The 12,522-nt window shown below is 70.6% G+C and carries 8 protein-coding genes and 1 pseudogene; 4 read left to right on the top strand and 5 right to left on the bottom strand.

The features are described from left to right. The first annotated feature begins 249 nt into the window (after positions 1-249). Positions 250-2,055 carry an Hsp70 family protein gene (locus ACLF5H_RS26655; RefSeq protein ID WP_421678540.1) on the top strand — a complete coding sequence of 602 codons (1,806 nt, stop codon included), beginning with the start codon at positions 250-252 and terminating at the stop codon, positions 2,053-2,055. 12 nt (positions 2,056-2,067) lie between these two features. Next, positions 2,068-2,790, top strand: coding sequence for a hypothetical protein (locus tag ACLF5H_RS26650; RefSeq protein ID WP_421678539.1), 723 nt, complete (start codon positions 2,068-2,070; stop codon positions 2,788-2,790). Positions 2,791-3,511: 721 nt separating this feature from the next. On the opposite strand, the gene ACLF5H_RS26645 is transcribed toward ACLF5H_RS26650, so the two are convergent. The 5 genes from ACLF5H_RS26645 to ACLF5H_RS26625 form a co-directional block, all read right to left on the bottom strand. Beyond that, the gene (locus tag ACLF5H_RS26645; protein ID WP_421678538.1) at positions 3,512-4,048 is read right to left on the bottom strand and encodes a hypothetical protein; all 537 of its coding nucleotides are present in this window, start codon (positions 4,046-4,048) and stop codon (positions 3,512-3,514) included. Between the two features lie 338 nt (positions 4,049-4,386). Next, positions 4,387-6,087 carry a cytochrome c oxidase subunit I gene (gene ctaD, locus ACLF5H_RS26640; protein WP_421678537.1) on the bottom strand — a complete coding sequence of 567 codons (1,701 nt, stop codon included), beginning with the start codon at positions 6,085-6,087 and terminating at the stop codon, positions 4,387-4,389. Positions 6,088-6,275: 188 nt separating this feature from the next. After that, positions 6,276-7,052, bottom strand: a complete 777-nt coding sequence (locus tag ACLF5H_RS26635; protein ID WP_421678536.1) for an SseB family protein — start codon at positions 7,050-7,052, stop codon at positions 6,276-6,278. A 143-nt stretch (positions 7,053-7,195) separates the two neighbouring features. After that, positions 7,196-7,855 (bottom strand): vitamin K epoxide reductase family protein, encoded by a 660-nt coding sequence (locus ACLF5H_RS26630; RefSeq protein ID WP_421678535.1) that lies wholly within the window; start codon positions 7,853-7,855, stop codon positions 7,196-7,198. Between the two features lie 190 nt (positions 7,856-8,045). Next, complete coding sequence (locus ACLF5H_RS26625) at positions 8,046-8,333, bottom strand: metal-sensitive transcriptional regulator (protein ID WP_416484440.1); 288 nt, start codon at positions 8,331-8,333, stop codon at positions 8,046-8,048. 103 nt (positions 8,334-8,436) lie between these two features. Here ACLF5H_RS26625 and ACLF5H_RS26620 point away from each other — a divergent pair, with 103 nt between their 5' ends. Together ACLF5H_RS26620 and ACLF5H_RS26615 are read left to right on the top strand one after the other, a co-directional pair. Further along, positions 8,437-10,554, top strand: a complete 2,118-nt coding sequence (locus ACLF5H_RS26620; RefSeq protein WP_421678534.1) for an NAD(+) synthase — start codon at positions 8,437-8,439, stop codon at positions 10,552-10,554. 135 nt (positions 10,555-10,689) lie between these two features. Further along, positions 10,690-12,487, top strand: a pseudogene (locus ACLF5H_RS26615) (NAD-binding protein). Positions 12,488-12,522: the final 35 nt, after the last annotated feature.

Genomic DNA, 12,522 nt, shown 5'->3' with positions numbered 1-12,522 from the left:
AGCGGCGCTCTTGCAACTGTGCAGCTCTGCACACACCTGTTCAAGTTTGCACAGCACGCCTACTCCCTACGAGTGATTACTGCGCCGCGTCACCGCCCCCTGCCGGCGAAGAGACCGCTGGTCTGCGGCATCTTGAGCGTCAACTCACTACAGAAAGGGGGCGATTGTGCAGAACTGCACAACCATCGTGTTCCGGCAGTGTTTTCCGGACCTTGAAGTTCACCCTTTCGTCTGTAGGAACGGAAACGCGTGTCTACTCCTCGCCTCGTAGCGGCCATCGACCTCGGCACCCACGGCATCGGCGCCGCCTGGAGCGTCATCTCGGAATCCAACTCCGAAGCCTCCAGCCGGAAGATCCATTTCTGTGACCAGTGGGAGTCGCAGCCCGCGCCCACCGCGAAGAACCTGTCAGCACTCCTGCTGGACGCCAACGGAAAACTGATCGCCTGGGGGTACGACGCCCGACGGCTCTGGCTCACCCAAGGAGCCGCGCTCCGCGGCCAAGGGGCTCGCTACCACCACGGCTTCAAGATGGACCTCGGTGTGCGCCGCCCGGCTCCGGCGACCACGAACGACAACAGCGTCGACTCGGACCCCCCGTCAGCAGAACCCGCCGACGAGGAGCGGGACGTGCTGAAACGCGGCGCCCCCACCGACCGGTTGACACCTGACCTGCTGACGATGCTGCTCCGCGAGGTCGTCGCCGTAACGCTCCGCCAGATCGCTGCCAGCGGATACGACGAGGACGACATTCGCTGGTGTCTGACTTCGCCCGCCTGCTGGAGTGACTACCAGAAGTCCGTGCTGCGCAAGATCGCGATGGACGCCGGACTACCCAGCGAGGACGGGAGGGTGCTGCTGTCTCTGGAGCCGGAGGCGGCGGCCCACTATGCGCGCGTGTCCGGGGTGCGGATCGTGGGCGACCACGATGGTCCCGGCAGCGATCTCCTGGCTCCTGGAGCCCGGTTCATGGTGGTGGACTGCGGGGGCGGCACCGTGGACATCACGGCCTACGAGAACGATGCCGAAGGGAAGATGATCGAGATCGGCCGATCCATCGGCGACCGATTCGGATCGGACTTCCTCAACCGAGCCTTCGAGAAGGACCATCTCAGGGAATGCCTCGGCGATCAGGACATCCTGGACGAGATCCAGGAGAACTGCCCGGACGCCCTGCTCAACCTCGTTGACCAGTGGGAGCGCGGCAAACTGCACGTGGCGCTCGACCAGGAAGAGAACCTCAACCTGCTGATCCCCACGGCCATCGACCGTCGGCTGGGCGCAGCCGTCCGCAAGCGCCTCGCCCGGCGCCAGAACAAGATCAGCGATGCCATCGTCCTCACCCCCTCCCAGATCCACGCGCTGTTCGACACCGTCATCCCCGGCACGCTCGACCTCATCGACGCCCAGCTCAAGGAGATGGATGCGACCCGCGGGGAGAACAGCAACCCCGACGTCATCCTCCTGGTCGGCGGCTTCAGCAACTCCCCATACCTCCAGCAGGCGGTCAAGGAGCGCTTCGGTGAACGCGCCAAGGTGATGGTGCCCCCCAACCCCGACATCGCCGTCCTATTTGGCGCCACGCACTTCTGCTACGACCCCCAGACCCGGGCGCGGCGCAGCCGCTTCACCTACGGCACCGAGGTCAACGCGGAGTTCGAAGAGGGGGTCGATCCCGAGGCCAAGCGCTACGTGTCGACCCGTGGCCGGGTCACCTGTGCCGACCGCTTCTCCATCTTCACCCGGGCCGGCGCATCCGTGCCCACGGACACCGAGGTGATGCACGAGTACGTCCCATTGGAGGAGGCCGACACCTCGGTCGACTTCACGATCTACGCCACGAGCCATCCAGACCCTCGCTACGTCACCGATCCGGGGTGCGACGCGCTGGCCACGGTCACCGTAGACCTGAAGCCCGTGATGCGCTTCGACCTCGAGGAGCGCGCGCTGCGCCTCTATATGCGGTTCGGTGAGACCGAGATCAAGGCACGGGCCGAACTCGTCCAGGGCGGCGGCGAGGTCGCTACCCGTGTCCGCTTCCACTCCAACTACTGACGGAGAGTGGCGATGTCCTTCCTGAACCCTTTTCGCGAAGAACCCAAGGACAGCCCGGCGGCAGGTATCGAGTGGATGGACGAGGAGGAGCCGCTGCAGGAACTGCTTGACCACGCGCTGGTGCGGATCGATCAGCTGGAGAAGGCGGCCAAGGCCGGCGAACAAGAACACGGACAGTTGCGGCGCCGACTAGACCGGCTGGAACGTCAGCTGGGCGTGTTGATGGCCGCGCGGACGGAGGAGCGCGATGATCTGCCCGGGGCGAAACACGGCGAGCACCAAGCTCTTGCCCGTCGGTACCGCACGCTGGTCGAACAGAGTCTGCTGAACTTCGCTCGCCGCTATGCCGAGCGATGCGACCGTGTCATGGACCACCCTGAACGTGAGCGCGGCTACCGCCTGATGGGGCTGCTGAGCGAGCAGTTGTTCACCGACGACCTCCAATCCAGCCGGGAGATGGTGCGTCGCCTTCACCTCCCGGAGGCCGACGGCTACATCGAGAACGCCCTCGCCACACTTCGAGGTCACTGCTCGGAGCTGGCGGTGGAGATCCATCGTGCTGGTCTCCACCACAGCTGGGACATGGAATGCACTCCGGGCGCCGCGCTGGACCCAACCCGCCAGGAGCAGTGGCCCTCTTGTGACGAGGGAACCCCCGTGCTGTTCGTCATGGCGCCGGCATACATCGTCAACGGACGCGCGTACTGCCTTCAGTACGTGTACACCTCCGCCTGACGCTCGGGAGGCGGGTCGTAGGTCCACCGCTTGGACCCACTATCCGCCTCGTGGCACGTGGTGTCGGCACGATCGAGGCGCCCAGCTCAGCGACTCGCACACGATCGGCCCGGGCCGGGCGCACGGCGAGACCTCCACCAGCCCCAGATCGTGTGGCCCACCAGAGCGACCGCGACGGCAACAGCCGTGAACCGGACGGTGGTCCAGGTACCCAGAACAATCTGGCTCGGCCCGCGCGACGTTCCCCAGGAATCCAAGGGGCGCTCCGAAGACGAATGCCAGCACACCCCAGAGGGCGATTCCGGATGATCCCGCGCCTGAGGAATCCAGTCCCCCCACGGAGGCCAGACTTCCCTTGGTCAGGTAGTAGGTCACGACACCGATAGCCAGACCCAGGGGCGCAAGAACAACCGATTCGATTTTAGACCGGCGGAAATATCCGACCAGAAACGCATAACAGGCCCACGGCCACCCGCCGGTGAAAACAGCACCCACGGCCACACCTGGACGGCCGCCCCAATGCTCAGCGGCAGGCCCCATCAGACCAAGCAACAAGCCAAGCCCGAGCGCTATCTGGTGTACGGGCGGCGCACGCTCGGACCCGTCTCCGTCGCGGCCGCGTCGAGGGCCGGGAGCCCGGCCCTCCTCGGCCGGAAGTTCCGGGGCGGGGCGCACGTGGAGATGAGGGAGTGCGCCCCGCCCGGGTGGGGGACGGGGGTGGTCAGTGAGGGTGGCGGCGGTGGTGGGTGTGGCCGGCGGCCAGGGTGGTGAAGAGGGCCAGGATCGCGGCGGGGGTGGTGAGCGTGGTCAGCCAGGCTGTCGGGGTGTCGGGGTTCTCGGCCAGGCGGAGGGCGCCGATGAACGTGGCGGTGGTCAGGCCGGTGGTGAGGAGGACGGCGACCACGTAGCGGGTGCGGTCGGGGGGCGGTGGGGACTGGGCGGGGGTCAACTCCGTCCAGTGGGTGGCGGCTTCGCGGGTCTCGCGGGAGTGGTGGAGGGCGGCGGAGATGAGGAGGGCGAGGGCCAGCAGGGTGCCGGTGGCGGCGGCTGTCACCGGCCAGGTCCAGGGGTTCGTGGTGAGGAGGAGGACGGCGACGGCCGCGAGCGTCGCCCATGCCGTCACGCACGACGCCGCCCGCACCCGGCGGGACACCGGGCGGTCGGCGCCGGCGCGCAGGTCGGCGAGGGCCGGGAGGTACCAGACACAGCCGGCGGCGGTCACCGCGGCGGTGGCCAGGGCCAGTACGGGATGCGCCATGGCCAGGGTCTCTCTTTCGGGGCTTGTCGGGGTCGCGCCGGGGGCGGCGGCACGCGTCCCGCCGGGGGGGACGTGGAGCGACCCAGCTGCGTTGTCGTCATTCGCCGGTGATGCGCGTCGCGGGTGGATCCAGCCGCTCGGCTTCGCGCGGGGGCGCCCCCGTCGCGTCCCCCAGCGCGTCCCCCGTCGCATCCCCCCGTCGCGTCGGCTCGCTCCCGCGTCTTGCGGCCGGAGCCGCCGTCCGGGCCGGAAGAGCGGCCCGGGGGCCTCTCCGTTCGGATCACGCCGGGCCCCGGTCCCTGGTCCGGACCGAGCCGGGCTGAGCCGAACGGCAGGCCCTAGCTGGCCGGTTCTGTCTCGAGGGCCGCGATCTCCGGGTGGTGCAGGTCGAAGGCCGGGGATTCGCTGCGGATGCGGGGCAGGGTGGTGAAGTTGTGCCGCGGTGGCGGGCAGGAGGTCGCCCACTCCAGCGAACGGCCGTAGCCCCAGGGGTCGTCCACGCCCACCGGCTCGGCGTACTTGGCGGTCTTCCAGATGTTGTAGAAGAACGGCAGGACGGACAGGCCGAGGAGGAACGAGCCGATCGTGGAGATGGTGTTGAGGGCGGTGAAGCCGTCGGTGGCCAGGTAGTCGGCGTACCGGCGCGGCATGCCCTCGGCGCCCAGCCAGTGCTGGACGAGGAAGGTGAGGTGGAAGCCTGCCGTCAGCGTCCAGAAGGTGATCTTCCCGAGGCGTTCGTCCAGCATCTTGCCCGTGAACTTCGGCCACCAGAAGTGGAATCCGGCGAACATCGCGTACACGACCGTACCGAAGATCGTGTAGTGGAAGTGAGCCACCACGAAGTACGAGTCGGAGACGTGGAAGTCCAGGGGCGGCGAGGCCAGGATCACGCCCGTCAGGCCGCCGAAGACGAAGGTGATGAGGAAGCCGGTCGCCCACAGCATCGGGGTCTCGAAGCTGAGCGAGCCCTTCCACATCGTGCCGGTCCAGTTGAAGAACTTCACCCCTGTCGGCACCGCGATCAGGAACGTCATGAAGGAGAAGAAGGGCAGCAGCACACCGCCCGTGACGTACATGTGGTGGGCCCACACGGTGACCGACAGGCCCGCGATGGAGATCGTCGCGGCGATCAGGCTCATGTAGCCGAACATCGGCTTGCGGGAGAAGACCGGTATGACCTCGGAGATGATGCCGAAGAACGGCAACGCCAGGATGTAGACCTCCGGATGGCCGAAGAACCAGAAGAGGTGCTGCCACAGCAGGGCGCCGCCGTTGGCCGCGTCGAAGATATGGCTGCCGAACTTGCGGTCGCACTCCAGCGCGAACAGGGCCGCGGCCAGGACCGGGAAGACGATCAGGACCAGCAGCGCGGTCAGCAGCACGTTCCATACGAAGATCGGCATGCGGAACATGGTCATGCCGGGCGCGCGCATGCAGATGATCGTCGTGATGAAGTTGACCGCGCCCGCGATCGAGCCGAAGCCGGACAGCGCCACGCCCATGATCCACAGGTCGGCGCCGAGCCCCGGCGAGTGCACCGCGTCGGACAGCGGGGCGTAGAGGAACCATCCGAAGTCCGCCGCGCCGTCGGGCGTCAGGAAGCCGCCCGCCGCGATCAGCGAGCCGAACAGGAACAGCCAGAAGGCCAGCATGTTCAGCCGCGGGAACGCCACGTCGGGCGCGCCGATCTGCAGCGGCATGATCCAGTTCGCGAAGCCGGTGAACAGCGGCATCGCGAACAGCAGCAGCATGATCGAGCCGTGCATGGTGAAGGCCTGGTTGAACTGCTCGTTCGTCATGATCTGCAGTCCGGGCCTGGCCAGTTCGGCGCGCATCAGCAACGCCAGCACGCCGCCGATCAGGAAGAACGCGAACGAGCAGACCAGGTACATCGTCCCGATCTGCTTGTGGTCCGTGGTCGTCAGCCACTGGATCCAGGTGGGCCGTGCGCGTCGTACGGCCGGCTGCTGCGCGTCGGCCGCGGTGACCTCGGCACTCGGCCGTTCGGTCATCACCTTGTGTATCTGTGCCTCGTCCACCGGATGGCGTCCCTCCCAGCTGTGCATGTCGGAGCCGGCCGGGAAGCGCCACGCGTGCGGGTTGTGGACCCGGCGCTTCCCGGCCCGCCACATGATCGGCCCGGGGACACCCCCCGCCGATAGGGCCCAACAGGCCCGGCTACGGCCGTCGGTAGGGCCGGGTGGCCCCTCTTGCCTCGCGCTTACCTTCAGTGGCGGCGGTACAGCGGGGTGCCGAAGACCGCCCTGTCCCCCGGTACGACCGCGAGGTCCAGGCCGCGCTCCAGGCGCGCCCGCAGCAGGGGGTCACCGGCCAGGTCGGCAGCCAGGTCGCGCACGGCCTCGGCCAAGTTGTGGGCTGCGGCGGGCAGTTGGCCGTCCGTCTCGGACGACGCCGGTACGACGATCAGCCGGGCGTCCGTGTCACCGGCGGCCGGCAGCAGATGGGCGCGGCTCACGGCGGGATGGCGGGCCAGGATCGCGCACAGGGCCCCGGCGATCTCGGGGTCGCGGGGCGGGGGCAGATGGGGGCGGCGTTCGGCGACCGCGCGCAGGGCGGCGCCGGAGAGCTCGTAGAAGACCGGGCCGGAGATGTCGATCAGGAGGGTCTCGGCGCCCGCGTGCCAGGCCGCCTCGACCGCCTTGCAGGCCGGGACCGGTGCGGGGCGGGCGTCGGGGCGCCAGCGGGCGAGCGCGTCGAGGCCGGTGAAGGCCGGCAGTCCGCGGCGGCCGTCGGGCAGGCGCAGGGTGGCGACCGCCATGTCGCTCGTCTTCTCGCCCGTGCGGCCGTCCGGGCCCCGCTCCGTCTCGCCGAGGACGGCGACGATCGGCACCAGCAGGCGGGCGTCCGCGAGCAGGGCGAGCAGCTCGGTCTCCGCCGCGGCGGAGGGGGCGGTGGACCAGGTGGTCAGGGCGGCGGCGAGACGGGGTTCGGGTGAGCCGTCGTCGCCCGCGAAGCCCGGGTCGGGGATGTTCTTGCGCTCCATCGCGCGACGCTAACCGGGGCGACGCGGGGGGAGGGAGGGCCGGTCGGCCCCGGCCTCCTCGAAAGCGGGGTCGGAGAAAACGGGGTCAGGGAAGCGGGGTCAAGGGAAGCAGAGGGCAGGGGAAGCAGGTCAGGGGAAGCGGGTCAGAACAGCGAGACCCAGTAGTCCCACCACCGCGTGGCGATCAGCATCACGATGCCCAGGTACCAGGTGAGCGGCACCACCCAGTGGAACTCCAGCACGCCCGCCACCACGGCGCGGGGCGCGCGGATGACGCCGTGCATCAGGTTGTGCGCGGTGGTGTACCAGAACATCGCGATGGTGGCGGCCCAGGCCAGGCAGCACCACAGGCACAGCGCGCCGATGTCGTACAGCGCCTGGCTCATCAGCCACATGCAGAAGCCCGCGCCGAACGCCGTGCCCGCGTTCAGGCCGAGCCAGAACCAGCGCCGGAAGCGGGCGCCGGACAGCAGGGCGAAGCCGACGGTGACCACGACGGGGTAGGCGGCGAGGCCCAGCAGGGGGTTGGGGAAGCCGAAGACGGACGCCTGGGCGCTGCGCATCACGTCGGAGCAGGACAGCACCGGGCTGAGATTGCAGGACGGGGCGAAGTGCGGGTCCTGGATCAGCTGGATCTTGTCGATCGTGATCACGAAGGAGGCCAGGATGCCGAGCGCGCCGGTCACGATCAGCAGCCAGGCGTAGGCGCGGGAGGCGGTGGCCGGGGCCTCGGGCGGTGTCGACGGGCCGCTCCGCCCATCCCGCTGTCGAGGGGTGGCGCCGGTGGTCGTGTCACTGGTCATCGGGCGTTCCGCCTTGCCGGAGGTGGTCGGGGGCCGACGGACCAGTGAAGTCAGGGCGGACGGGGGCGGACAAGGGCCGAACGGCCCGCGTGCGGGTGTTCGAGACCCCGAGGGACCCCGAGAGACCCCGAGAGACCCCGGACACCGAGAGACCCCGGACACCGAGGGACCCCAGGGGTCGTTCAGCGGATCACGCCAGCGACAGGAACAGCCGCTCCATCCGCGCCTTCATCGCCTCCGCGTCCTCCCCGTTCCTGCGGCCCGACTCGATGTCGGCCACGCACTGCTGGAGCCCCGTGGCGATGATCGCGAAACCGGCGCGGTCCAGCGCCCGCGAGGCGGCGGCCAGCTGGGTGACGACGTCCTCGCAGTCCCGGCCCTCCTCGATCATCCGGATCACCCCGGAGATCTGGCCCTGCGCGCGCCGCAGCCGGTTCAGGACGGCCTTCAGGGACGCGCCCTCAAGCTCCAGTTCCACGCTCACTCCTCGGAAAATACCCCTAGGGGTACTGTACGTCCGGGTTCGGGGCAAAGGCGAGCGCCTGTGACCGCCGTAGGGCGGAAGTTCTAGGCTTCCCTCTGTGAACTTCTGGTCGATCTATCAGCATGGCTTCGCGCGCGTCGCCGCGTGCACGGGCCACACCGTCATCGCCGACCCGGGCGCCAACGCCGAATCGGTCCTGCGCCAGGCGCGCCGGTGCGCCGAGGAGGGCGTCGCCGTCGCCGTCTTCCCGGAGATGGTGCTGTGCGGCTACTCGATCGAGGATCTGCTGCTCCAGGACCCGCTGCTCGACGCGGTCGAGACGGCCCTGGCGGAGGTGGTCGCCGGTTCCGCGGACCTGCTGCCGGTGCTGGTCGTCGGCGCCCCGCTGCGGCACCGCAACCGGATCTACAACTGCGCGGTCGTCGTGCACCGCGGCAAGGTCCTCGGCGTGGCCCCGAAGTCGTACCCGCCGAACTACCGGGAGTTCTACGAGCGCCGCCAGATCGCCGCGGGCGACGACGAGCGCGGCGGCACCGTCCGGGTCGGCGGCGCGGACGTGCCGTTCGGCGTGGACCTGCTGTTCACCGCGGACGACGTGCCGGGCCTGGTGCTGCACGCGGAGATCTGCGAGGACATGTGGGTGCCGGTGCCGCCGAGCGCCGAGGCGGCGCTCGGCGGGGCGACCGTGCTGGCGAACCTCTCCGGCAGCCCGATCACCGTCGGCCGCGCCGAGGACCGCAAGCTGCTGTGCCGCTCGGCCTCCGCCCGCTGCCTGTCCGCGTACGTCTACGCGGCGGCCGGTCTCGGCGAGTCGACCACCGATCTGTCCTGGGACGGCCAGACGATGATCTACGAGAACGGGGTGCTGCTGGCCGAGTCCGAGCGCTTCCCGCTCGGCGAGCAGTTCGCGGTGGCCGACATCGATCTCGACCTGCTGCGGCAGGAGCGCAGCCGGATGGGCAGCTTCGACGACAACCGTCGTACCCATGCCGCGCGCACCGGTGACTTCCGCACGGTGGCCTTCACCCTGGACCCGCCGGTCGCCGCCGATCTGGGGCTGCGGCGCCGCGTGGAGCGCTTCCCGTTCGTGCCGGCCGACCCGGACCGGCTCGCCCTGGACTGCTACGAGGCGTACAACATCCAGGTCGAGGGGCTCCAGCAGCGGCTCGGCGCGATCGGCGGCCCGAAGGTGGTCATCGGCGTCTCCGGCGGTCTGGACTCCACGCACGCGCTGATCGTCGCCGCCCGCGCGATGGACCGCGCCGGGCGCCCGCGCAGCGACATCCTGGGCTTCACCCTGCCCGGCTTCGCCACCAGCGACCACACCAAGGACAACGCCCACCGGCTGATGCGGGCGCTCGGCATCACCGCGGCCGAGCTGGACATCACGCCGACCGCGCGGCTGATGCTCAAGGAGATGGGCCATCCCTTCGCCGCGGGTGAGCCGGTGTACGACGTCACCTTCGAGAACGTCCAGGCGGGCCTGCGCACCGACTATCTGTTCCGGCTGGCCAACCAGCGCGGCGGCATCGTGCTCGGCACCGGCGACCTCTCCGAGCTGGCGCTCGGCTGGTCGACGTACGGCGTCGGCGACCAGATGAGCCACTACAACGTCAACTCGGGCGTGCCCAAGACGCTGATCCAGCATCTGATCCGCTGGGTGATCAGCAGCGAGCAGTTCGACGCGGAGACCGGCGAGATCCTCGCCGCGATCCTGGACACCGAGATCAGCCCGGAGCTGGTGCCGGGCGAGGAGATGCAGTCCACCGAGTCGAAGATCGGCCCGTACGCGCTGCACGACTTCACCCTCTTCCAGGTGCTGCGCCACGGCTTCCGGCCCTCGAAGATCGCCTTCCTGGCCTGGCACGCCTGGCACGACGCGGCCTCGGGTGCCTGGCCGCCCGGCTTCCCCGAGGCCAAGCGGGTGGCGTACGACCTCGCGGAGATCGTGTGCTGGCTGGAGGTCTTCTGCCGCCGCTTCTTCGCGTTCGCCCAGTTCAAGCGCTCGGCCATGCCGAACGGGCCCAAGGTCTCGGCCGGCGGCTCGCTCTCCCCGCGCGGCGACTGGCGGGCCCCCTCGGACGGCAACGCCCGGGTGTGGCTCGCGGATCTGGCGCGCTTCGACTTCGAGAAGGCGGCGGCCGAGGCGGAGCGGGCGGCGGCCGAGGTCGAGAAGACGGCGGGCGGGGTCGAGGAGACGGCGGGCGGTCGCTGACGCACACCGGCCCCGGGACCGAACGCCGGTGTGCGACACGGGCGTTCGGTCCGCTGTGGAACCGGTCTTCTTCCTGAGGCAGTCTTTCCCTTCGTGGCGAGCGTTCCGTTTCAAGGGGGACCCGGCGCACCCCATATGGTGGTGTGCGGGGACGACGGGCTTGCGCACCGGCTGGCGGCCGAGTTGCGCGGGGTGTACGGCGAGCAGGTGACCCTCGTGGTGCCGCCGGCCGAGCGTGCGGCGAGAGGGCCGGTGGTCGGCCGGGCGCGGGCCGCCTCGGCAGCGCTGCTCGACCGGGTGGTCAACGCGGCGGTCGGCGGTCGGCCCGCCGCGCCGGGTCGGTCGGCCCGCCGCGCCGGGTGCGGCGGCCACGGCGGCCGCGGCCGTCGGCGAACCCGTGCTGGAGGCCCTGGAGTTGACCGAGGCGGTGCTCGCCGAGGCCGGGGTGGGGCGAGCCACCGCGCTCGCGCTGGTGCACGACGACGACGAGACCAACATTCGCGCCGCGCTCACCGCCCGCCGGCTCAACCCCCGGCTGCGGCTCGTACTGCGGCTCTACAACCGGCGGTTGGGCCAGCACATCGAGGAACTCCTCGACCAGGCGGCCGCGTTGGCGTACGACGGCGGGGGCGACGCGGACGTGGAGGCGTCGACCACCGTGCTCTCCGACGCCGACACCGCCGCGCCCGCGCTGGCCGCGACCGCGCTCGCGGGCACCAGCAAGGTCGTACAGACCGAGGGACTGCTGCTGCGGGCGGTGGAACGGCCGCTGCCCGCCGACTCCGGTCTGCACACCCTCGCCCTGCTGTCGGTGAGCGATCCCACCGGCGGGGACCAGGAGCCGCGGCTGCTGCCGGCCGACGAGGAGGTGCGGGGCGCCGCCGGGCGGACGGCGATCGTGCTGGAGCAGGTGTCCACGGCGGGCGGCCCCGAGTCGGCGGCGCGCGGGGCGGGCGTCATCCCCTGGCTCAACTCGCTGTTCTCGCGGCGGCTGCGGTGGTCGCTGGCCGGTCTGGTCGGCTGTGTGCTCGCGCTGGCGATCGCCCTGTGGGCGGTGACCGGGATCCATCCGGTGCGGGCCTTCTACCTCACCCTGCTCGACATGTTCGCCATCGACGACCCGGCGGTCGGCGCGCCGCTCGGCCGCCAGCTGCTCCAACTCCTGTCCGCCCTGGTCGGGTTGCTGCTGCTGCCGGTGCTGCTGGCCGCGGTCCTGGAGGCGCTGGGCACCTTCCGCACCGCCACCTCGCTGCGCAGGCCGCCGCGCGGACTCGGCGGGCATGTGGTGCTGCTGGGGCTCGGCAAGATCGGCACCCGGGTGCTGACCCGGCTGCGCGAGCTGAACGTGCCCGTCGTCTGCGTCGAGTCCGACCCCGAGGCACGGGGGCTCGCCACGGCGCGGCGGCTGCGGGTGCCGGTGGTGCTCGGGGACGTCACCCAGGAGGGGGTCCTGGAGTCCGCGAAGATCCACCGGGCGCAGGCCCTGCTCGCGGTGACCAGCGCGGACACCACGAACCTGGAGGCGGCGCTGTACGCGCGGACGGTACGGCCGGATCTGCGGGTGGTGCTGCGGCTGTACGACGACGACTTCGCCACGGCGGTCTACCGGACCCTGCGCGCCGCGTACCCGGGCGCCCTGACCCGGAGCCGGAGCGTGACGCATCTGGCGGCGCCCGCCTTCGCGGGGGCGATGCTCGGCCGGCAGGTGCTCGGCGCGGTGGCGGTGGAGCGGCAGGTGCTGCTGTTCGCCGCGGTCGACGTGGACGGCCATCCGATGCTGGAGGGCCGCACGGTGGACCAGGCGTTCCGCCCCGGCTCCTGGCGGGTGCTGGCGCTCGCGGGACGCAGCGACACCCCCGCCGACCATGTACTGGCGAAGGGGGACCGCGTGGTGGTCGCCGTCACCCGCAGGGGCCTGGCCGCCCTGCGCTGACCCCCGCGCCGACCCCCCGCCGACCCCTCCGGCGA

This window comes from Streptomyces sp. LaBMicrA B280 (genome assembly GCF_049222185.1).
Taxonomy (GTDB): Bacteria; Actinomycetota; Actinomycetes; order Streptomycetales; family Streptomycetaceae; genus Streptomyces; species Streptomyces murinus.
Note: the sequence above shows the minus strand (reverse complement) of the source record. Positions and strands in the feature narration are given on the sequence as shown.

Bases quoted from the DNA above. Each gene is read 5' to 3' on its own strand.
- ACLF5H_RS26650 (WP_421678539.1), top strand. From the start codon at position 2,068: ATGTCCTTCCTGAACCCTTTTCGCGAAGAACCCAAGGACAGCCCGGCG.
- ACLF5H_RS26645 (WP_421678538.1), bottom strand. From the start codon at position 4,048: ATGGCGCATCCCGTACTGGCCCTGGCCACCGCCGCGGTGACCGCCGCC.
- ACLF5H_RS26635 (WP_421678536.1), bottom strand. From the start codon at position 7,052: ATGGAGCGCAAGAACATCCCCGACCCGGGCTTCGCGGGCGACGACGGC.
- ACLF5H_RS26630 (WP_421678535.1), bottom strand. From the start codon at position 7,855: ATGACCAGTGACACGACCACCGGCGCCACCCCTCGACAGCGGGATGGG.